The following is a 22,219-nucleotide window of genomic DNA, read 5'->3' on the forward strand; positions in this document are numbered from 1 at the left end:
GGCTTTTCACGTTTTTGGTATTATTGTAATGATTCCACCAGTGTTGGCACAATCAGGCCATCTGCATCTTGTTCAGTAGTATAAACACCATTGCTTACGTTGAATTTATTCACATGGTAAGTTGATCCATAAATTGAATCGAAACCTGTACCTTTGCTAAATACCTTTTTATTGGCTGACAGATCTAGCAGAAGTGTACCGCCAATAAACTGTTCATATTGTTTAGGATCAACGCCCACTTTATTTGCCATGATTTTTACGGCTTCTTCATGAGTCGCTGGGTCATTGATGAATTTAACCGTCTTGTCCCAAACCTGAATGATCTTTTTCCATTCTTCCTTATGCGCATCCAGATGCGTCATATTGACGGTCAAGGTATCGTAAATTAAGCCCGGCTTGTCTTTCGAGCTATAGATGATTTTAGAACCTGAAACTGCTTTCAACGCCTGGTTTGCCACAGGTTGCCAAACGGCAATGGCAGATACATCAGGACTATTAAACACCTGAGGTAATTCATTGGTCATTGAGTTAATCAGGTTTACATCAGCTGATTTGATCTTGGCATCTTCAAGCGCTGTTGATAGCAACAAATGATCAACCAGACCTTTTTCTACCGCAATTTTTTTGCCTTTTAGTTCAGCAATGCTATTGATGCCGTTTTTGGCAATGATGACGTCATTACCCGCAGAATAATCTGTCACCATGATCATTGCACCTTTAGTACCGCCGGATGCAATCACCAGATTGTCACCATTGGTCACGGAAATTGCATCCAGCTGGTTTGCAGAAAAGGCATTAATCGACGCTGAATAGTCAAACCATTTAAAGTCTACATTCACACCGGCTTCTTTAAAGAAACCTTTTTCAATAGCCACTTGCCAAGCCACCCAGCCTGGCCAGTCGCTGTAGCCAATGGTGATTGGTTTAGTATTTACCGTTCCAGTTGCTTTACTGGATGGTTCTGGAACTTTTGCAGTATTGTCACAGCCACTCAATAAAATGGCGCCACAGATTGATGCGGCCAAACTTAGTTTTTTCATCATGGTGCGATTTCCCCTATGCAATTACATTTAAAACGCGTGTTTGAAGGTTGTTTTGATTGAATAAAGTCACGCCATCCGCCGAAATGGCTGATGTCAGTGGCATCTTCCAGCGCATAGCCTTCACAGATAAAGCCTTTGACCCAACGACCATCCGCCAGCTGAACATTGCCAATACCGAGCGGTGCCGGAACTTCCGCAACAATCTGGCCAAAGTTGGCAAATGGAATATCCCAGACTTCGACTGCAATCTTCTGACCTGTGCTGCTGTACTGCAGGCCCGGTTTAGGCGGTGTGGTATTTTTCAAGGCATACAGTTTATAGCTGGCTGCGGTCTGGGTGGTTTGCAGCAAGGTTCCGCCACGTGTGGTCAGCTGGAAGTTCAACGGCATACCCGTCAGGTGTGCACCTACGACAGCAAGTTTGACCGAATGCTGAGATTGAATCTGGGTGCTTGGTATATAAGTTTTTTGCGAAGTCCCCAGGGTTAAAGCGGTCGATTGCTGCCAGCGTTGAGCAAAGTTGGCCAAGGCCTGATCCATCCAGGCGAGAGCAATAAAGGTCACGCCGCTTGGCAGGCCATCGGCGCGAATGCTATTTGGCAGTGCCAAAGCTGACAGATCGGCAAAATTGACGAAATTGGTATAGGCACCCATGTGGCTGTTTTTGACCAGTGGGTCTGCTTCCACATCGGCAATTTTGTAAATGGTCGGTGCTGTAGGCACCATCAGGGCATCAAAGTCCGCCAATGCCAGATTGATTTGGCGCGCCAGCTGGGCACGTTCATATTCCGCCTGCATCATATCGACAGCATTGAAGTTGTCCGCCTGACTGATGATCTGGTGAATCACCGGATGGGTCACCTCACGCGAGACCATTTTCTCTACGGCGCTGGTGCGTTCTGCGACCCAAGCCTTGTTATATAAAGCCGAAGCCAGCTGATTGAAAATGCTGAAATCAATCGCTTCGACAGCATAGCCCAGCTGTTTGGCACGAGCGATCGCCAGTTCAAAGGCTTTTTCCGATTCCACATCTGCATAAAATTCCAGCTGTGCCGGAATGGCAATTTTGCCTTTGGAAAACTGGGTGGGCACATTGGCTGGATGCTGGCGTGAATATTCATCAGATGCATCATAACCCTGCATGATCTGGGCTACCTGCCATGCATCATCCACCGTCAAGGCAAAAATTGAAATCACATCAATGCTACGGCAAGCCGGAATCAGCCCCGAAGTTGAGAACCAGCCCTTGGTCGGTTTAAGCCCCACAATATTGTTATGTCCTGCCGGCACACGGCCCGAACCTGCGGTATCGGTGCCTAAACTGAAGGGCACCTGACCATTGGCAACCGCCACAGATGAACCCGAACTTGAACCGCCACTGATATATTCAGGATGAAAGCTGTTTTTCACTGCACCGTATGGAGAACGTACGCCGACCAGACCGGTTGCAAACTGGTCCAGATTGGTTTTACCCACCACAATCGCACCAGCCGCTTTCAACTTGGCAACCACTGTTGCATCCTGGCTGGCCAGATACGCAGCTTCTTTACAGGCCGCAGTGGTATAAAAACCGGCAACATCAATATTGTCTTTCACCGCAAATGGAATGCCATATAACGGTAAATCATCTAATGATTTGTCTTTTAGCGCATCAATTTGTGCTTGTAATTGTTCTGCTGTGGAAATTGAAATCCAGGCATGATTGTCATTGTTAAACGATGCAACATAGGAGATCAGGTCCTGTAACTGGATCTGCTGCTGTTGGTAGGCATTCTGCCAGTCCTGAATCGTCCATAAAGTGTTCATGACAATACTCCTTTATTGGTATTTTGGGGAATGGGAGGCATCACGGCATCCATCAGTTCCAGGTGCCCTTTGAGCACCCCTTTCAATGCAATAAATTGTTCGCCAATTTCTTTCAGGTCACTGCTCACGCCCTGCATCAGCATCACCTGCAGGACTTTTTCATCATCCAGCTGGATATGCAGCGAGCTGATCACCTGTTCCAGATATTGCTGTTGCAGGTCCACCAGCTGGGAACGCAGCGGCTTGAGGCTGACGTCATAGACCAACGTCAATGTGCCGACCATCACTTCATCGTGTGCCACCAGATCGTCAATCAAATAGCGGTTAATCATGTCGACAATAGCCTGAGAACGGCTTTCATAATGTTGCTCGACAATCTTTTGATCGAGTGCCTGAAGCGTGCTTTCTGGCAGGGTGATACTAATCCGTGCCAATTTTTGTTTAGCCACGGCGGTATTCCTTCTGCTGTGGGGATTGCTGTAAATGCAGTCCGGCACGTACGCTTAAAAGCTCAACTAAAAATTTCAGCCATGGATGCAGCTTTTTATTCGAGTCTGGATAATTCATGTGCATCTCCTACAGGTATTACAAAACTGGAATTTCGTATTACTTGCTAAAATGCAGAAAGCGTGCCAATTGTAGCGATGGGATAAAATAAAAACGGCTAAAAAAAAGCCCCATTACGCTGAGCTGGGGCCTGTTTTAAATCAGGGGGTTATTGATAATTTCACCGGTTCGATTGCTTTTATTATTCATGTACGGTTATTTTTTTTATACATGATGGGTTGACCGATGAGTGTGGTTGAGTGATCAAGTGAATGGCTCTCCTCTGTTTATCTGTCATATAAATAAAAGCAGAAAGCATGCCAGCTTAGTTCTTATAAATAAAATTATCTAAAAACAGCTATTTATTAAAATAAAAAGTGCTTAAAAATATTGATCAAATGTTTATGCGCCAAGATTGATCAGATTTGCACCAAAACGATGTCATTTAAAATATAAAATTGTGCTATGTAGTCTTGGGTGGCCGTTATAGTGTTGTACCAATGAGTTTGTGGATTTTGATTCCGGCTTTGAGAATTTGGCTCTTAGGTCATAAGCATATTTAAAATAAAAACCGCCAAGAGGCGGTTTGTTTACATATTTTTATAAATGGTATCTCGCCGATCTACATCCAGAACAGGCACAACAACTTTTGAGTCGATGACTTGATAAAATAAGTAATACTTGGGATTTCTACTTATTACATTTTAATCAACGTTAGCTAATGCATCAGACAAAACATGTTTTGCTTCGTTATAGATTTCACTATGTTTAATCATATAACTACAAAAATATGAATATTTTTCAGTGGGCTTCATTAAACTCTCAATTCTATCAATGGAATCTGAAATTTTACGTATTTGGTTTAACCGTTTTCTATCAGTATCTTTACCTATTAATTCTTCAAGTGCTTCTTCTAAAGTCTGTTCATACTCACAGAAGACCTTAATCAATTTGCTGTAAGGGTCATATAAACGACTTTTTAAACCACAAACTTCGATCGTCATCTTTGCTATTTCTGTCTTACCTTTCATTCGAGCTAAGATAAATTCAAAATGCTGTGTTGGATTAAAGTCCTCATCATATGGATTTAAAATAGGCTGAACACCTACATCATGAGTAAGTTTAGAATCATTACATTTACGACAACTTGGTAAAAAATTTTCCCATTCGAAAGTCTTATTATGATATTTAGATTTTGGATAAAAGTGTTCAACTTCTATATTGCCACTATCTTTAGGAGTACCTTCACAAAAAGCACATTTTTGATGTGAGCTATCAAATAAAGGGGTAGTAATGTCCTTATGTCTGTAATGACTAAGAGCTGAAGCTTTCTCTTCTTTCGGAATATCTTTATAACTTCCATATTTACTTACTAATGAAAGTAAATGATCTGTCCATTCTCTTTGTTTATCTTGAAGGATTTGAGGAATATCAACAGGTTTTTCAAGTTTAATCATATCTTATTGAAGCTCCAAAGAAGCCATTTTCATTTCTAGCACTTGAACAATCGTGTCATCAGAATGAGTAATACTTTTCAGCTGTTCCATTACAGATAAAAGCTTAGTCTTATCTTTTGATTCGTAGGCATCAAAAGCTTCATCAATTAATCTTTCGTAATCTTTATTTTTAAGACTTTTAACTCCCATTACATCTTCTAAAATCTGATCAGTATTCCAGCCTGAATAACGCTTGTTACTAGGCTCAAAATGATATTCTGTTTTTCCTGTTTCACGACTCATAATAATGACTTCGCCTTCTTTTGCGGAAGCCAAAAGATGAGGTGAATGTGTCGTTACGATAAACTGAAGATTAGGGAATAAAGCTTCTAAACCATCTCGAATATTAAATTGCCATTCAGGGTGTAAATGAAGATCTAACTCATCAATTAGTACCGTACCTGTTGCTTGTTGAATATTCCTACTACCTTGAGGGTTAATTTTTTCAACCCATTCAATGATATTAGCGATTATAGAGAAAATTGCTTGGAATCCAGCGGATAATTCTTCTAAATAACATTCCTGACCATACAATTGAAAAATAGGTTCTAAATCTCTTTCTGTTCTTAAATATTGAAAATCACTTCCAGTTGGGGCAATTCTTGTTAAATTATCAAGCAAAATATCCCAATTAATTCTTTCTTCAATCGCCCATTCTTTGTCAATGTAAAAGTATCTATTAATAAACCATTGCTTAACATTCGAGCTCTTACTGTCAAGATTTTTTCTTTGATACTCTTCTATAGCTTGTTGTTGTGATTCTTCTCGTTTAGCACCAGAAATTTCTACATAATCAATAAATCTTTTTGTTCCAATAAATAATGGAACTAATTTTCCTTTATTCTCGTAAGGTAAAAAAATTTGTAGGCTGTCTTGTTCAGAATTCAGGGCAATATTTGGACGCTTCCAATTTTCTATATTACTACGACGATATGAATTATTTTCTTTGAAGGATCCTTTTCCCATCCCAAAGAAAACTACTGCCGAATCCATGACAGCTTCAAGAAAAAAAGTCGACTCTTTACTTAGTCTAGATGACTGATAGTCATTATAAATACAGTGATGAATACCTGTTAAAATACTGCTTTTCCCACACCCATTTGGACCAGTCAAAAAATTAAATTTTTCATTAAATTTCACTGAAATTTTAGAAAACTGTCTAAAGTTTTCCGCATTAAAAGACTTTATAAAGTAGTTAGTCATTTCTGATTTAATCGAATTTATCATGCATATATTATCTATATATTATTAATATTTAAAAGCAAAAACCGCCCTTACGGACGGTCTTTTTTAATCCAATTTCATCAAGCCACAGGCGCCAAGGTAAACAACACCTGCCCTGTTTTTACCGTTTGCCCTTTCTCAATGGTAATGGCATCAACACGCATACGCTCAGGGGCAAGAATTGGAATCTCAATCTTCATCGCTTCAATGACGGCCAAGGTTGCACCTTCTTCCACAATATCACCCGAAGCACATTCAATTTTCCAGATTGAACCCGGCATATGCGACTCTACGGCGCAGCCACCATCAGGAATTTCAACGCCTTCACCATCATCAACAGCGTCCAGGCTTTCAGACACATATTCTGCAAGACCTGCTGCATGCCAGCGACGACGCTCTGCATCAAAATTAGCTTGTTGTACGGACTTAAAAGCAGAAATCGATTCCTGATTTTCAATTAAGAAGTCGTTGTATTCCTTCAGGTTCAATACACCATCTTCAATACGTAGTTTTAAACGACCCGCTTTAAAGTCCTCACGCATTTGCATGAGTTCCGCTTCAGAGACTTCATAGAACTTAATTTGGTCAAAGAAGCGCAGTAACCACGGTTTACCTTGTTCAAAGTCGGCATTTTTACGGTAGCGTGACCACATTTGCGTAGTACGACCGACAAACTGATACCCCCCCGGACCTTCCATACCGTACACACACATATAGGCACCGCCAATACCTACGGCATTTTCAGGTGTCCAGGTACGTGCCGGGTTATATTTGGTGGTGACCAGACGCTGACGTGGATCAAGCGGGGTCGCCACGGGTGCACCCAAATACACATCGCCCAGGCCCATCACCAAGTAACTTGCGTTATAAACCACATCTTTTACAGCTTGTTTATCTTTTAAGCCATTAATACGGCGAATGAACTCTATATTGTCCGGACACCACGGCGCATCTGGACGCACGGTTTGCATATAACGCTCAGTTGCCAGTTGGGTTTGTGAATCTTCCCAAGCCAATGGCAAGTACACGGTACGTGATGGTACTTGCATTGCTGTCACATCCGGCAGTTCTGCTTCAGCGACTTGCAATAGACGCAGCAGGTCGAGCTGATCCAGCTGGATCGAATCAAAATGGATCTGCAGCGAACGGATGCCCGGTGTCAGGTCAATGATGCCGGCAATATTCTGTTTCTGTACCCATTTCATCAAGGCATGGATACGGAAACGTAGGTTCAGGTCCAGCACCAGCTCGCCATATTCCACCAGCATATAGTTATTGCCGGCAGGACGATACACTACATCCGGCAATCCATTCTGACCTTTTAAGGTATCCAGCACGGCATTTTTCAGCGTACTGATTTCAGGGTAGAACGATTCATCAAATGCTACGTCTTTTGTATCTGACGCTTCTAACTGCGCATGATATTTTTCATTCAGCACTTTGGCTTGGGGGTAGCTAACGGGGACAAATTTGACTTTATCGCCGGCTTTCAGCTGACCGAGTTTCCACAGTTCAGAATTGATCACTACGGCTGGACAGACGAAACCACCGAGGCTTGGCCCATCTGGACCCAAAATAATTGGCATATCACCGGTGAAATCAATTGCACCAATGGCATAGGCATTGTCATGAATATTCGATGGATGCAGACCGGCTTCACCGCCGTCTTCACGTGCCCATTCTGGTTTAGGACCAATCAGACGAATCCCGGTACGGCTTGAATTGAAGTGAATCTCAAAACTGTGGGCAAAGAAGGTATCAATGTCATTTTTGCTAAATAAATCCGGCGCGCCATGCGGGCCGTACATCACCGCAATTTCCCATTCATGGCTGAATGTTGGAATTTTCTTAGATGCAAGCGCAGTGACTTCGGTTGATGTATATGCCGTAATCGGAAGCATATCGCCAATGAGTAAGTTACGGCCGGCATGACCACCAAACTGGCCCAAGGTAAAGGTCGCTTGTGAACCCAGATATTGAGGCACATTCAGGCCGCCTTTGATGCCGATATAAGTACGGCAACCTGTGGCGATTTTGCCACATTTCAAAATCTGGCCTTTACGTACATTCACCGTTTGCCACATCGGGACTTGAACACCATCCAAGGTTGATGGCATATCCCCACCGGCCAGTACGATCTGGCTATCACAGTGGAATTTCAACATTGGGCCTTGCAGGGTACATTCCAGACCGGCCGTATTTGGCGCATTGCCAAGTAACTGGTTGGCGACATTGAGTGACAATGGATCAATCGCACCGGAGGGCGGTACACCGACATCCCAATAGCCCAAACGACCTGTGACGTCCTGCACAGCAGTCTGAATCCCCGCTTGCAGCACTTCAATTTTTTGGGTTTTCCATGCAAAGGTATTTAAAAAACGTGTGGTTTGGGTACCGGCTTTAAACACCTCACAGTCGATGATGTTTTGCAGATATTCCAGATTGGTTTCAATCCCCGCAACCTGCGTTTTTGCCAGCGTTTCGGTCATCGCCTGAATCGCAGACTCACGATCGTCTGCGGTGACAATGATTTTGGCAATCATCGGATCGTAAAAAGAGGATACGGTGGAACCGGTTTCTACCCAGGTTTCATTACGGGCATGGGCATCAAATTCAACATGGGTTAAAAGTCCTGCACTGGGCTGGAAGTTCTTGATCGGGTCTTCGGCATATAAACGCACCTGAATCGAATGACCTTTGGCTTCCAGTTTTTCACTTGGTGCAGTCCAGTCACCGCTGGCCAGGGTCACCATCCATTCCACCAGATCCACGTCAAAGACCTGCTCCGTCACGCCGTGCTCGACTTGCAGACGGGTATTCACTTCCAGGAAGTAAAATTCCTGCGTATCGGTATCCATCACGAATTCAACCGTACCAGCCGAACGATAATTCACTGATTGCATCAGCTGGATCGCGACATTCTGGATATAGGCACGCTGTTGATCAGTGATATGTGGTGCCGGGGTTTCTTCAATCACTTTCTGGTTACGACGCTGTACTGAACAATCACGTTCACCCAGTGCAAGTACCTGTCCGTTGCCATCACCAAAAATCTGCACTTCGATATGACGGGCGTTTTGTACAAATTTTTCTAGGTATAAACCCGCATCTTTAAAGTTGGCTTGGGCTAAGTAAGATACCGTTGCATAGGCATCTTTCAGTTCAGTCTCATTCCAGACCAGACGCATGCCGATGCCGCCGCCACCTGCGGTACTTTTTAGCATCACCGGATAGCCAATACGCGCAGCCTCAGTCAGCGCTTCAGCTTCATTTGCCAATAACTGGCTGCCCGGCAGCAATGGCACCTTGGCCTGAATCGCCAGTTCACGTGCGGTGTGTTTCAAGCCAAACTTACGCATTTGTGTGGAGTTTGGACCAATAAAGGCAATACCTTGTGATTCACACAGGTCGCAGAATTCGGCATTTTCAGATAGGAAACCGTAACCCGGGTGAATGGCCTGCGCACCGGTCTGTTTGGCAACTTCTAAAATTTTCTCAACATTTAAATAGCTTTGACTGGCCGCTGCTTCACCGATATACACCGCTTCATCGGCCAGTGTGACATGCAAAGAATCACGGTCGGCTTCTGAATACACTGCAACCGACTGGATACCCAATTTTTTTAAAGTACGGATCACGCGGCAGGCAATCGCGCCACGGTTGGCAATGAGGACTTTATTGAACATGACTTACTCCTCACCTTCACGGATGATCAGTTGAATTTTGGTTGGGTTATAGGCATTACACGGGTTATTCAGTTGCGGGCAATTTGAGATCAGTACGATCAGATCCATTTCTGCTTGAATCTCGACAAATTTACCGGGTGCTGAAATGCCATCATCAAATTTCAAATGACCGTCTGCTGTCACCGGCACATTCATAAAGAAATTAATGTTTGGACCAATATGACGCACATTCAGCTCATACTTTTTGGCAATCGGATGCTGAGACAACGCCATCATGAAATTATTACGGCAGCTGTGCATTGGGTATTTATCATGCGCATAACGCACGCTGTTACTTTCACATGAACATGCACCGCCTAAAGTGTCGTGACGGCCGCAGTTGTCATCCTGGATTTTTGCAATCGCATTGCCAAAATTGCTATAAAGCGTGGTGCCTTTTTCTAAATAAATCTGTTTATTGATCGAAAGCGTATCGCTTGTGCTATAACGCTCTTCAGGATCTCTTGCTGAAATAAATAAGGTATCCACCGCCTGGTTGCCCTCCAGGTCAACAATACGAAAATACTGTCCTTTCTTGACTTCACCCATCCACGCTTCACCGGCAGGACAGACTTCACTTAATACTGATTTTTCTAAACCATTTTCTAAATTAGCTAATGCAGTCATGATGATTCCCCCAATTAAGCGCTGAGTGCGTAGTAACGATTATTATTTTGGAAAGCACGCTGATTTTGCGGGCATGAATCACGGCAAATATCGGTCTCGGCTAAAGTATTGGCTTTGAACAATGACAATTGAATATCGGCAGGTTGATACTCAGCGCTGTCATCTAAGGCATGGGGTGCTGCGGACAGGAATAGCAGACAGTCCATTTCAAAACGCAGTTCAATGATCTGATCGGTATGGTCCGATGCCACATAAGACAGCTCACCGGCATCATTTGGCACAACTTTAGAAAACAGATTCACCGTAGCGCTTAAATCTTGAGTCGATAAGCCAAATTTGGTCATCTCTAACAGCAAGCTGTCACGGCCATTGCGGTACATGTCATTGCGTGCATCTTGAAAGGTTTTGGTTCCAAACTGTTTTTCAATTTGTACTTTGGTGCTTGGAGCGCATAAAGCATCATTCCAGCCATGCTCATCTTTGACAATCGATGCCATGACCCGGCCGAGATCTGAATACAACACATGGCCGGTGCTTAAAAATGCGGTATGCTGCCCTTTTAGGCTGTCGGGCATGTTGTAGCGTTCCAGCTTATCTTCAGCATTGACACAGAACAGGGCAACGTTGGCATTGGCACCCAGTGCCTTGAATTGCAGAATTGCGCCTTTTTGAATGCGGCCGGACCAGTGATGCCCGCCTGGCAGGATTTCAGTCCATAAAGTGTGATTGTTATGATAGTCGCCCATGTGCATGACCTCTCTAAGGTTTTTGTTCCAACCTCCCGGGCTTTTATCCCTCCGTGTAGCTCTGTTTTTTATCAAAACTAAGCCGTGAACTCTCGGTCTCAGGCACAGTATTTTTGCAAATAACTGCCCAAATAACTGCCGGAACCCTAGATCACTTTATGCTAGAGAGGTAAATGCAAATGATGTGCCAGTTTAGTATTACGATTTTTTGTTTTTATCACACTGTATTGGGCATAAAACCATGCATTGCAACGTAATCTTCGCTGCCCTGCACCATGATGAATCAAATTGGCTTGAAGTGCTGAAAGCTTGGGTTTTTAGCTTTTGTCCATCAAAATTCCGCTACTGGATCCTGTTGTCTCACGCTATTGGCTGGAATTTTTAAACGCCCTTGAGGTGGAAATAGGGCGGATGAATACCGAAGTAGGCTTAGACCATGTCATTGCTTCTAGACCCAGTCGATGGAGGTTGGCTTGTGATAAGAACCGGTTAAACGCTGTATTACACCAGTTTCCTGCAGGGATGTATCATACACAGGCGCTTAACCCGACGCTAAACAGACAGCTGCTGTTGCGGCAGCTGGCTAAAAAATGGCGGACTTGAGAAGTTGTTACCCGCGGGGTTTACTGATCAGCCAGTTTAAGTTTTGGCGAACGGCAGGCCACTCATGTTTTACAATACTGTACACATAGGTGTCTCTTAAAATATCGCCAGCCACCACCTGATGACTTCTTAAGATACCATCCAGCTTTGCCCCCAGGCGTAAAATTGCGGCCTGACTGCGAACATTAAAAGAAGATGTTCTGAATTCCACCGCAATACAATTCAATTGTTCAAAGGCATGCGCAAGCAGTAATTGCTTAGACTCTGTATTCACCAGTGTGCGCTGTACGGACTGCCGATACCAGGTAGAACCAATTTCCACACGTCGATGCAGCGGCTCAATATTCATAAAACTGGTCATGCCTAATGCCTGCCCTGTGCTGCGATCTTCTATATAAAAAGGCAGCATACTTCCCGACTGTTGTAATGCCAGCCGTCGTTGAATTTCAGCACTCATTTGCTCTGGTGCAGGAATACGCGTATACCACAGCTTCCAGAGTTCGCCATCGCGAACCGCATCCACAAGTGCTTCGACCTGGGTTAAATCAAGCGGTCTTAAAATGACCTGTTCACCCACCAATTCAACCGGTTTAATCCACGGCATGTTGCTCTCCCCCATTAGACCGAAATGCTGCCTATACTTTGTGCTTGATGTACTGGATTCGGCAATGCATGCTTCATTTTTGCATCACATGCCGGCATGCACCTGCCCAGGCATGTGCCTCATCCAGAATAGCGCAATACTGTTGGTTTTTCCCGGGTTTTAATTGTTCTTCAAGTCGTCGCATTGCTCTTTCGATCAAGCAGTGTAAGGGGAAATATTTTTCAGCATATAGTCAATCTCTCCAAATTCATGCACCTATTAAAAGCCGTACCACCCATCCAAGAGCCAAACCACCTGCTGAAAAGCAGCACTTTGCCGGTGAAGCTGAGTGTCCTGTTTGGCACTAGGATAGCCTGTCCATAATTTGCTTGAATTTTGCAGCATCTGTTTGCCACTGCGGATTTTTGTCTTTATCAATGATCAGTGCCCGTACACCCTCAATAAAATCGCCCTGCTCTAACCAGATATCCTGCAAATCCCGTTCCAGTTGCATACATTTTTCCAGTGACAGGTTCTGACCGGTCTGCTGCAATTTCAGACTGGCTTGTTTTGCCATCAGCGGGCGTTGCTGCAAGAGAGCCAGCATTTTCTTGGCCCAGTCCTGATTGAGGGCATCGCTGGCATGGGCCAGACTGTGTTCAATTTCGTCCAGATGAGGATAGGAAAAATGCTGGTTAATCGGGTCGATGCGTTTTTGTAATTCGCTTTCTAGCGGATGGGTGATAAATGTACTGATGATTTTTCGGATTTCCACTGGGTTCAAAACAGCTGCCGCGCTCAATGCCGCTTCTAAATCAGCAAAATGTTCACTCGGCACATGATAATCGACCAGATCCAGATACAGCGCATCACTGCTGCTGATCTGCTCACCGGTCAGTGCCATATAAACGCCGACTTCATCCAGTCGAGACAGGAAATGGGTTGCACCGACATCAGGGAAAAAGCCAATCGCGGTTTCTGGCATGGCAAAACGTGATTTTTCACTGGTGACCTTGATATGACAGGCCTGAGCCAATCCAAATCCTCCGCCCAGTACATAGCCATCCATCATCGCGATCACAGGTTTAGGGAAATTGCGCAATGTGCTTAGCATGCTATATTCAGTAGCGAAAAAATCCTGATATCGGGTATTTCCGGCCTGATAGCTGTCATACAGATAACGGATATCGCCTCCAGCACAGAACGCTTTCGGACTGTTGGAATTGATCAGGATAGCTTGCACCTGCGGGTCATGACGCCACTGGTCGAGTTGTGCCTGAATACCCTGAATCATTGGCAGGGTTAAGGCATTTAAATGGCTGGTGCGGTCCAGGCTGATGATGCCCAGACCTCCTGCGACCCGAATCGCTAAATTATTATCATCACTCATTCTTTTTGTTCCTATTATGATTTTTATTGATGGGTAAATTGGGCTGGACGTTTTTCCACAAAGGCCTGCATGCCTTCTTTCTGGTCAGCACCGGCAAAAATGGAATGGAAAACCCGGCGTTCAAAACGCAGACCTTCAGCCAGACTCACTTCAAAAGCCCGGTTAATCGACTCTTTAATCATCATCACTGCCGGCAAGGATTTCTCGGCAATTTTTTCCGCCGCTTGCAGGGTGTGTTGCAGCAGTTCTTCCTTGGCAAAGACCCGTGCCACCAGCCCACTTTGCTCGGCTTCCTGTGCTCCCATGTGTCGTGCAGTCAGGCACATTTCCATGGCTTTGGCCTTGCCGATGGCCAGGGTTAAACGCTGGGTGCCGCCAATGCCGGGCAACACACCTAAGGTGACTTCAGGCAGACCAAATTTTGCATTGTCGGCACAGTAAATAAAGTCGCACATCAGCGCCAATTCGCAACCGCCGCCCAAGGCATAGCCACTGACCGCGGCAATCAAAGGCTTACGGCGCTGGGCAATCCGGTCGGCCAGACTGAAAAAATCATCCAGATAAATTTGCGGAAAAGTTAAATCGGCCATTTCCTTAATATCGGCACCGGCAGCAAAGGCTTTTTCCGAACCGGTAATCACGATACAGCCGATGGTCGGGTCTTTTTCCAGCTGATCCAGGGCTTGATTGACTTCGACAATCAGCTGGTTATTCAATGCATTTAACGCCTGAGGACGGTTTAAGGTAATCAATCCGACACCGTTACGCTGTTCGAGTAAAATGGTTTGCCATTGCATGATAAAAATCCTTTTTAATTGGTTATAAACTGCGTGCAATCACCAAGCGCTGAATATCGCTGGTGCCTTCATAGATCTGACAAATCCGCGCATCGCGATAAATACGTTCAATCGGAAAATCTTTCAGATAACCATAGCCACCAAAAATCTGTAAGGCTTTGGAACAGACACGTTCGGCCATTTCCGAAGCAAATAGTTTGGCCATGGAGGCTTCAGTCAAACAGCTTTCACCAGCTTCCTTTTTACGTGCGGCAAAATGGACCAGTTGACGTGCCGCTTCAATTTCGGTGGCCATGCTGGCCAGCCTGAATGCAATCGCCTGCTGCTCAAAAATCGGTTTGCCAAAGGCCACGCGGTCATGCGCATATTTACTGGCTTCTTCTAAAGCGGCACGCGCCAGACCGACCGCTTGTGCGGCAATACCAATCCGTCCACCTTCCAGATTGGCCAGGGCGATTTTCAGGCCTTCACCTTCTGCACCGAGTCTTAAACTTTCATGAATGCGCATATCGGTTAAGGCAATCTGACAGGTATCCGAAGCATGCAGGCCCAGTTTTTCTTCCACCCGGATCACTTCATAGCCGGGAGTATCGCGCGGAACCAGAAAAGCACTCATGCCTTTTTTACCCGCAGTCGGATCGGTGACGGCAAAGACAATAATCATTCCGGCATTATTTCCAGAAGTAATAAACTGTTTGGCACCATTGATGATGTAGTGATCGCCATCTTTGACCGCACGGGTTTTAATTGCAGCAGCATCCGAGCCAGTATGCGGTTCGGTCAGGGCAAAAGCACCAATCATTTCACCTTGGGCCAACGGCTTTAAAAATTGCTGCTTTTGCTGTTCGGTTCCGAACTTGAGAATCGGTACACAACCGACCGAGTTGTGCACGCTCATAATCGCAGAAGTTGCACCATCGGCTGCGGCGATTTCTTCCAGCGCCAGCACATAGGCCAATGTGCCTGTACCAGAGCCACCCCATTCCTCGGGAATCAGCATGCCCAGAAAACCTAACTCGCCCATTTGAGCCAACGCATCTTTGGGAAAGATGCCTTTTTGATCCCACTCGCCGGCATGTGGTTTAATCTGTTCCTGGGCAAAGCTCTTGGCCATATCCTGAATCAGGTGTTGTTCTTCTGTAAATTGCATCGATTCTTCCTTCAATCTCTTTAATTTGATCTTTTATTCAATCTGCTGGCTTTGGCTGCTTATGCTGTCTTGGCCTGCTGCTTGTTGATTTCCTGATTGCGCAGTAAAAAGCGCTGAATCTTGCCACTCGGGGTTTTCGGAAGTTCAGTCACAAATTCAATCAGGCGCGGATAGGCATGTGCAGACAGACGCTTTTTCACAAACTGTCCCAGTTCCTGTTGCAGCTCGGCAGTTGCAGGAGAATGGCTGGCCAGAATCACAAAGGCTTTAATGATTTCGGTCCGCTCTGGATCGGGTACACCTATCACCGCCGCTTCGATCACCGCGTCATGCTCCAGCAAGGCACTCTCGACATCAAACGGACCGACCCGATAACCTGAGGTGGTAATGACATCATCACTGCGTCCGACAAAACTCATACTGCCATCAGCATGAATTTCGGCGGTATCTCCGGTTAAATAGTAATGGCCGACAAAAGGTGACTTGCGGCTTTCTTCATAGCCCGAAAACCACATCATCGGCGACTGGCTGATATCCACCGCCAGAATACCCGGAACGTCAGCCGCTAATTCATGGCCCTGTTCATCGACAACTGCAATCCGGTAACCCGGGCTGGCAAAGCCTGCCGAACCTGAATGCACCGGATGTTCCAGTGCATGATGGTTACACACCACCATACCGACTTCAGTCTGGCCATAATGGTCATAAATCGGCACATCCAGCACCTCTTTAAACCAGCGGATCACTTCCGGATTTAACGGTTCTCCGGCACTACTGACCACGCGCAACTTGCCGCGCAGCTGGGCCATCTGGGCAGGATCAGCTGCCATCATCATACGGTAAGCGGTCGGTGCACCAGCCAGATTGGTGATGCCATATTCCTTGACGATTTCGCAGACACTTTCGGCATTAAAACCGCCTTCATAAAACAGGGTCGCGTGTCCGAGCAGTAAGGGTCCGGTAATCGCATAGTACAAACCATAAGCCCAGCCCGGATCGGCAATATTCCAGAAGGCGTCGTCCTCGGTGAGACCGATGGCATTGTGCATATAGCCGGCAAAAGCAATCAGCGCTTTCAGCGGAACTTTTAACGGTTTGGCTGGCCCGGTGGTGCCCGAGGTAAACATCAGTAAAAATGGCTCATCTATACCGAGCATTTCCAGTTCACAGTTTTCCGCTTGCCGGTTCAGCACCCTCCAGAAGCTGAGATCCTGCGGATAGACTTCGGCCTGCAGTTCAGCCTGTACCGTCACAATCGGGGGACAGTTGCTGATCTCGGATAATTTTTCCCGATTGGCCAGATCAGTCACCACCAGCTTGCTTTGCGCCAGCTGAATACGATGCTCAATAGCTTTAGGGCCAAAGGCGGTAAATAAAGGCTGATACACTGCACCAATGCGCCAGGTTGCTAAAATGGTAATGATCAGCTCTGGGGTGCGCGGCAATAAGCCGGAAACGCGGTCGCCTTTACCAATGCCCTGTGACTTTAAAAAGTTGGCAAACTGACTGGAATATTTCTTCAGCTCGCGAAAGCTGTATTGTTCTTTGCGGCCATCTTTGCCATACCAGTACAAGGCAATCGCATCGGAATCGGCATGCCGGTCACAACATTCATAACAGGCATTCACTGCCTGCATCGAACCGGACAAATACTGCTTTGCCACCGCATCTAAATCAAAGTTTTCAACCGTTTTTTGATAATTTAACATTTTAAAAACCTCAGCCTGAATTTATCGTTATTACTGACAAGGTATTGTTGATGAAGCGAGTCCTTGCTCCATTGAATCATTAAGTTTTTAAGCAGGTGTTGTGGTGTATTGATGCATGATGCTGGAAAAATCCAGATGGGCATGACCGTCCTGACACAGCTGTTGATAGAGTTTTTGTACCATGCTGCCCAGAACCACCGGCTGCTCGGCCTGTTGCGCGGCATCGACCGCCAGACCCAGATCTTTCAGCATCAGTTGTGCGGCAAAACCGTCGGTATACCCCCGTGATGATGGTGCATTGGCACAGATATCCGGCCAGGGATTATAGATTTCAGAACTCCAGCAACGTCCGGTAGAGCTGTTGATTACCCCAGCCAGGGCCTGTGGATCAATCCCCAGTTTGGCCCCGAGCGCCATTCCTTCTGCCACGGCAGTCATGGAAATACCCAGAATCAGGTTATTACAGATTTTGGCCACCTGTCCTGTTCCCACAGCGCCACAATGCACCAGATTTTTACCCATGCAGCTGAGAACCGGTTTAACCGCTTCAAAGGTGGCATCATCGGCACCAACCATAAAGGTTAAAGTGCCGTCTTTGGCCCCTAAAGTTCCGCCGGATACCGGTGCATCACAGACGCGAACCTGTTTGGCCTGCGCTGCTGCGGCAATCTCCTGAATGGTTTGCGGGTCAATGGTGCTGCTATCGATACACAAACTACCCGCTTGAAGTACGTTCAAAATACCGTGTTCACCGAGATAGACGTCACGAACATGCTTGGCTGCGGGCAACATACTGACCACAACCTCTGCCTGCTTGGCAGCGGCTTGTGGACTGTCACAGACGATGCCACCGGCTGCTGCAAAATGCTGTAGTGCTGTTTCACTGAGGTCGTAACCAAACACTTGGTGTCCTGACTTGAGCAGATTCTGCGCCATCGAGCCGCCCATATTGCCTAGACCAATAAATGCAATCTTCATGCTGATACTCCTTAACGCAGACTGATGGTGGTATTCACACCAGTAGTTTCCTGATCATCTTCAAACCAGCGGCTGGTAATGGTTTTGGTCTGGGTATAGAACTGCACTGCCTGTTTGCCATAAGGACCTAGATCACCCAGTTTTGAACCGCGTGAACCGGTAAAACTGAAGAAAGGCACAGGTACAGGAATTGGAATGTTAATGCCAACCTGACCGATATCAATCTGGTGCTGGAATGTGCGTGCCGTATTGCCATTTTGGGTAAAGAGTCCAACGCCGTTACCAAATGGATTGGCATTAATCAGTGCAATGGCTTGTTCTAAAGTATCAACATGTATGATCGCCAATACTGGACCAAATACTTCTTCTTGATAAATGCGCATATCGGTCGTGATCTGATTAAAAATCGTTGGTCCGACAAAATTGCCTTTTTCATAGCCCGGAACTTGTACATCACGGCCATCAAGCAGCAGTTCAGCGCCTTGTTCAATGCCACTGTTAATTAAGTCTATGACACGCGCTTTGGCACGGGTCGAAATCACCGGTCCAACATCGGTATTGGGTTCATGTCCGGCATTGACCTTTAAGGTTTTGGTTTTATTCACCAGTTCATCGACCCAGTGTTTGGTTTCACCGACCATCACTGCCACTGAAAGTGCCATACAACGCTGACCCGCCGCGCCAAAAGCTGCACCAACCAAGGCATTCAGGGTCTGTTCCTTATTGGCATCCGGCATGACCACGACATGGTTCTTAGCGCCCATCATCGATTGCACACGTTTGCCATGTTGTCCCGCTAGGTTATACACATGCGTACCGACTGCGGTTGAACCGACAAAGGAAATGGCTTTGATGTCACGATGAGTACACAGCAGATCGACCACTTCCTTACCGCCATGCACTACATTCAGTACACCTGCCGGGACACCGGCCTGAATCGCCAGTTCAACCAGCATCATGGTCGACAACGGATCCTGTTCCGAAGGTTTCAAGACAAAAGTATTACCGCAAACAATGGCCATCGGGAACATCCACAGTGGAATCATCGCCGGGAAGTTAAACGGGGTAATTCCGGCACAGACACCCAGTGGTTGCTGCAAGGTATAGGTATCGACTCCACGTGCCACGCCTTCCACATACTCCCCCATTTGCAGAGTACCGATAGAACAGGCATGCTCGACCACTTCCAGACCGCGCTGGATATCACCCTCGGCATCGGCCAGGGTTTTGCCCTGTTCAGCAGTCAAGACCTGGGCAATGCTTTTTAAATTATTACGGATCAGGTCCTGTAGTTTCAGCATAATGCGCATACGGGCCTGAATTGGAGTCTGGCGCCAGCTGGCCAAGGCATTTTGTGCAGCTGCAATCGCAGCATTGACTTCTTCAGTCGTGGCAAAAGGCACCTGACCCAAGACTTCCTGAGTCGCAGGATTGACAATATCTTGCCAATGGCTGCTTTGTGACTCGACAAATTCACTATTAATCAATAATTTGGCCGTGGTGAATCCGGTACTTTGCTGTGGATGATGAATAGCGTTCATGGTCGCTCCGTGCTGGTTTGTTATTGTCGTTGTCTCTGCCTTTACTGGCTTTTTTAACGTATTTTTTACGCTGTTTCAGCAGACTAACAAAGAACACTTTGACCACCAATAGAAATTGATGCACGATGGTTGTGCAAATATGCACAGGCATTTAACAGGATGTTAAATAGAAGATGAAAGTAGATTGGGATCATTTACGCTTTTTTTTGGTTTTGGCACGTGCTAAAACGCTCACCAATGCAGCCCGCTTGATTGGGGTCGAACACAGTACCGTGGCACGGCGCATTCAAGCGCTGGAAAGTACCTTGGGTACGCAACTGTTTAAACGCGAAGCCAGCGGTTATGAGCTGACCTCGGAAGGTTTGGCGCTGGTACCGCGTGTAGAACAGATGGAACAGTCCTTTATCCAGATTGATAAACGGCATGACCCCTTGCAAGGCCGGGTCCGTATCGGGGCGCCGGAAGGATTCGGCACGGCATTTCTGGCCGGTCTGTTGGCAGAGTTTTCCCAACATTATCCGTTGCTGACCATTGACCTGATTCCGGTGCCGAAAACCATTAAACTCTCGCATCGTGAAGCGGATATCGTCATTTCCATCGACCGGCCCAAATCCGGGCCGTATATCATTACCCGGCTGTCGAATTACTGTCTAAAGCTGTATGGCAGTCAGCATTATTTACAGAAAAATCCGAAAATTAAAAAACTGGAAGACCTCAAGCAGCACCGCTTTGTCGATTATATTGATGATCTGGTTTATAGCGCTGCACTGTATTCGCTGGAACGTTTACCCTTGCAGGTCAGCGCCTGTTTTCGCAGTAACAGTATTCTGGCGCAGGAGATTGCAGTCCGGGCCGGTGCCGGACTGGCGATTTTGCCGAGATTTCTGGTGCATGATAAAAGCGAACTGGAAGAAGTTCTGGGTGATCAGCTGAGTTTTACCCATACTTTCTGGATGCTGACGCTGGTCGATTTACAACATGAGCCCAGAATTAAGTTAGTGTGGGATTTTTTGCGTAAACAGGCCGATGTTCAGCAAGGACTATTAATGGGCTGATAAATCACAGCTTGAATCAATTTCAATAACAACATCTCGATACAGCAAATGAACGGATCACAACAATCTGCATGCCTGCGAATTGCTAAATTAACTTGCGATGATGCGTATAAACGTTAAAGAAAGACAGGAAAATAATATGAACATTCTGATGGTTTTGACTTCACATGACACGCTTGGTAAGACCGCTAAGAAAACCGGTTTCTGGCTGGAAGAACTCGCTGCGCCTTACTATACCTTTGTGGATGCCGGTGCAGAAGTCACCTTGGCCTCTCCAAAAGGCGGGCAGCCACCGCTAGACCCGAAAAGCAGCGAAGCGGATGCACAAACTGAAACCACCCGGCGTTTTGAAGCGGATACATCGGCCATGCAAGCCTTGGCGAATACCCGGAAACTAAGTGAAATTTCTATTGCCGATTTTGATGCGGTATTTTATCCGGGTGGTCATGGTCCATTGTGGGATCTGGCCGAAGATCAGACCTCGATCTCCCTGATTGAGCAAACCCTGCAAGCCAATAAACCGCTGGCCTTGGTGTGTCATGCACCCGGCGTACTCCGTCATGTAAACAGCATTGATGAGCAGCCTATTGTAAAAGGCAAATCAGTCACAGGCTTTAGCAATACTGAAGAAGCGGCGGTTGGTCTGACCGAAATTGTTCCCTTTCTGGTCGAAGACATGCTCCGGGAAAATGGAGGACAGTATTCTAAAGCTGAAGACTGGCAGGTGCATGTACAGCAAGACGGCTTACTGATTACCGGACAAAACCCGGCTTCTTCTGCTGCGACAGCAGAAGCACTGTTAAAATTACTCCCATAGGGGGCAGTACAGGTTAGAAAAAAGCTCTAATCAGAATATCGTTTTATGGACATACAGACGATCTATTCAGATTCATCAGAATACGCATTCGTTATTGAACTGGTTTGTTTAATGTATTCAAAAGACTGAATATCTCTCGCCATAAAAGATTAATCGATGCTATGTGGTCGAAGGCATAGAATTATGAGTTCTTGCTTCAATATATTTATCAGCGTTCATTAGCGTTGTTCTATTGCTTTAATTTAATGATATATAGATAACCTGAATCGCGGATAAGAAATTAACTTGAAAAAAAGGTGGCTGAAAACCATTAGGGAGTTACCACACCTCCTACGCCTTCAGCCACCATGTTCGATTTTACATATTTCTTCTGCATGATCGATG

Annotated in this window: 19 protein-coding genes and 1 riboswitch; of the genes, 2 read left to right on the forward strand and 17 right to left on the reverse strand. The window is 45.9% G+C overall.

Annotated features, from left to right (window positions below):
- Positions 1-20 precede the first annotated feature (20 nt).
- The 17 genes from B9T29_RS15650 to B9T29_RS16360 form a co-directional block, all read right to left on the reverse strand.
- On the reverse strand, positions 21-1,043 hold the full coding sequence (locus tag B9T29_RS15650) for an ABC transporter substrate-binding protein (protein ID WP_086176809.1): 1,023 nt from the start codon (positions 1,041-1,043) through the stop codon (positions 21-23).
- Positions 1,040-2,848 carry an allophanate hydrolase gene (atzF, locus tag B9T29_RS15655; RefSeq protein ID WP_086176810.1) on the reverse strand — a complete coding sequence of 603 codons (1,809 nt, stop codon included), beginning with the start codon at positions 2,846-2,848 and terminating at the stop codon, positions 1,040-1,042. Before atzF ends, B9T29_RS15650 begins: the two co-directional genes overlap by 4 nt.
- Entirely contained in the window at positions 2,845-3,297 is a 453-nt protein-coding gene (locus B9T29_RS15660; protein ID WP_086176811.1) for a CopG family ribbon-helix-helix protein, read from the reverse strand. The genes atzF and B9T29_RS15660 overlap by 4 nt, the downstream gene beginning before the upstream one ends.
- Entirely contained in the window at positions 3,290-3,415 is a 126-nt protein-coding gene (locus B9T29_RS16760; RefSeq protein WP_265733373.1) for a hypothetical protein, read from the reverse strand. Before B9T29_RS16760 ends, B9T29_RS15660 begins: the two co-directional genes overlap by 8 nt.
- Before the next feature lie 683 nt (positions 3,416-4,098).
- Positions 4,099-4,851, reverse strand: a complete 753-nt coding sequence (locus tag B9T29_RS15665) for an HNH endonuclease (protein ID WP_086176812.1) — start codon at positions 4,849-4,851, stop codon at positions 4,099-4,101.
- A 3-nt stretch (positions 4,852-4,854) separates the two neighbouring features.
- On the reverse strand, positions 4,855-6,117 hold the full coding sequence (locus B9T29_RS15670) for an AAA family ATPase (protein WP_086176813.1): 1,263 nt from the start codon (positions 6,115-6,117) through the stop codon (positions 4,855-4,857).
- A 77-nt stretch (positions 6,118-6,194) separates the two neighbouring features.
- Positions 6,195-9,800, reverse strand: a complete 3,606-nt coding sequence (gene uca, locus B9T29_RS15675; protein WP_086176814.1) for an urea carboxylase — start codon at positions 9,798-9,800, stop codon at positions 6,195-6,197.
- A gap of 3 nt (positions 9,801-9,803) precedes the next feature.
- Positions 9,804-10,466 carry an urea amidolyase associated protein UAAP2 gene (locus B9T29_RS15680; RefSeq protein WP_086176815.1) on the reverse strand — a complete coding sequence of 221 codons (663 nt, stop codon included), beginning with the start codon at positions 10,464-10,466 and terminating at the stop codon, positions 9,804-9,806.
- Between the two features lie 14 nt (positions 10,467-10,480).
- Complete coding sequence (locus B9T29_RS15685) at positions 10,481-11,218, reverse strand: urea amidolyase associated protein UAAP1 (protein WP_086176816.1); 738 nt, start codon at positions 11,216-11,218, stop codon at positions 10,481-10,483.
- A gap of 24 nt (positions 11,219-11,242) precedes the next feature.
- Positions 11,243-11,373: riboswitch (guanidine-I (ykkC/yxkD leader) on the reverse strand.
- Between the two features lie 449 nt (positions 11,374-11,822).
- Positions 11,823-12,419 (reverse strand): GNAT family N-acetyltransferase, encoded by a 597-nt coding sequence (locus B9T29_RS15690; protein ID WP_086176817.1) that lies wholly within the window; start codon positions 12,417-12,419, stop codon positions 11,823-11,825.
- Positions 12,420-12,762: 343 nt separating this feature from the next.
- On the reverse strand, positions 12,763-13,788 hold the full coding sequence (locus B9T29_RS15695) for an enoyl-CoA hydratase/isomerase family protein (protein WP_086176818.1): 1,026 nt from the start codon (positions 13,786-13,788) through the stop codon (positions 12,763-12,765).
- 23 nt (positions 13,789-13,811) lie between these two features.
- Positions 13,812-14,585: an enoyl-CoA hydratase gene (locus tag B9T29_RS15700; RefSeq protein ID WP_086176819.1), complete on the reverse strand. Its 774-nt coding sequence runs from the start codon at positions 14,583-14,585 to the stop codon at positions 13,812-13,814.
- Between the two features lie 22 nt (positions 14,586-14,607).
- Positions 14,608-15,735, reverse strand: a complete 1,128-nt coding sequence (locus B9T29_RS15705; RefSeq protein ID WP_086176820.1) for an acyl-CoA dehydrogenase family protein — start codon at positions 15,733-15,735, stop codon at positions 14,608-14,610.
- Between the two features lie 59 nt (positions 15,736-15,794).
- Positions 15,795-17,444, reverse strand: coding sequence for an AMP-binding protein (locus B9T29_RS15710; protein WP_086176821.1), 1,650 nt, complete (start codon positions 17,442-17,444; stop codon positions 15,795-15,797).
- A gap of 87 nt (positions 17,445-17,531) precedes the next feature.
- Positions 17,532-18,422 carry a 3-hydroxyisobutyrate dehydrogenase gene (gene mmsB / locus B9T29_RS15715; protein WP_086176822.1) on the reverse strand — a complete coding sequence of 297 codons (891 nt, stop codon included), beginning with the start codon at positions 18,420-18,422 and terminating at the stop codon, positions 17,532-17,534.
- Between the two features lie 11 nt (positions 18,423-18,433).
- Positions 18,434-19,963 (reverse strand): CoA-acylating methylmalonate-semialdehyde dehydrogenase, encoded by a 1,530-nt coding sequence (locus tag B9T29_RS15720; RefSeq protein ID WP_086176823.1) that lies wholly within the window; start codon positions 19,961-19,963, stop codon positions 18,434-18,436.
- Positions 19,902-20,087 (reverse strand): hypothetical protein, encoded by a 186-nt coding sequence (locus tag B9T29_RS16360; protein WP_166171712.1) that lies wholly within the window; start codon positions 20,085-20,087, stop codon positions 19,902-19,904. Before B9T29_RS16360 ends, B9T29_RS15720 begins: the two co-directional genes overlap by 62 nt.
- 49 nt (positions 20,088-20,136) lie before the next feature.
- Here B9T29_RS16360 and B9T29_RS15725 point away from each other — a divergent pair, with 49 nt between their 5' ends.
- Entirely contained in the window at positions 20,137-21,018 is an 882-nt protein-coding gene (locus tag B9T29_RS15725; RefSeq protein ID WP_086176824.1) for a LysR family transcriptional regulator, read from the forward strand.
- A 139-nt stretch (positions 21,019-21,157) separates the two neighbouring features.
- Positions 21,158-21,835, forward strand: coding sequence for a type 1 glutamine amidotransferase domain-containing protein (locus tag B9T29_RS15730; protein ID WP_086176825.1), 678 nt, complete (start codon positions 21,158-21,160; stop codon positions 21,833-21,835).
- The last annotated feature ends 384 nt before the right edge of the window (positions 21,836-22,219 follow it).

Source organism: Acinetobacter sp. ANC 3903 (assembly GCF_002135315.1).
Lineage (GTDB): Bacteria > Pseudomonadota > Gammaproteobacteria > Pseudomonadales > Moraxellaceae > Acinetobacter.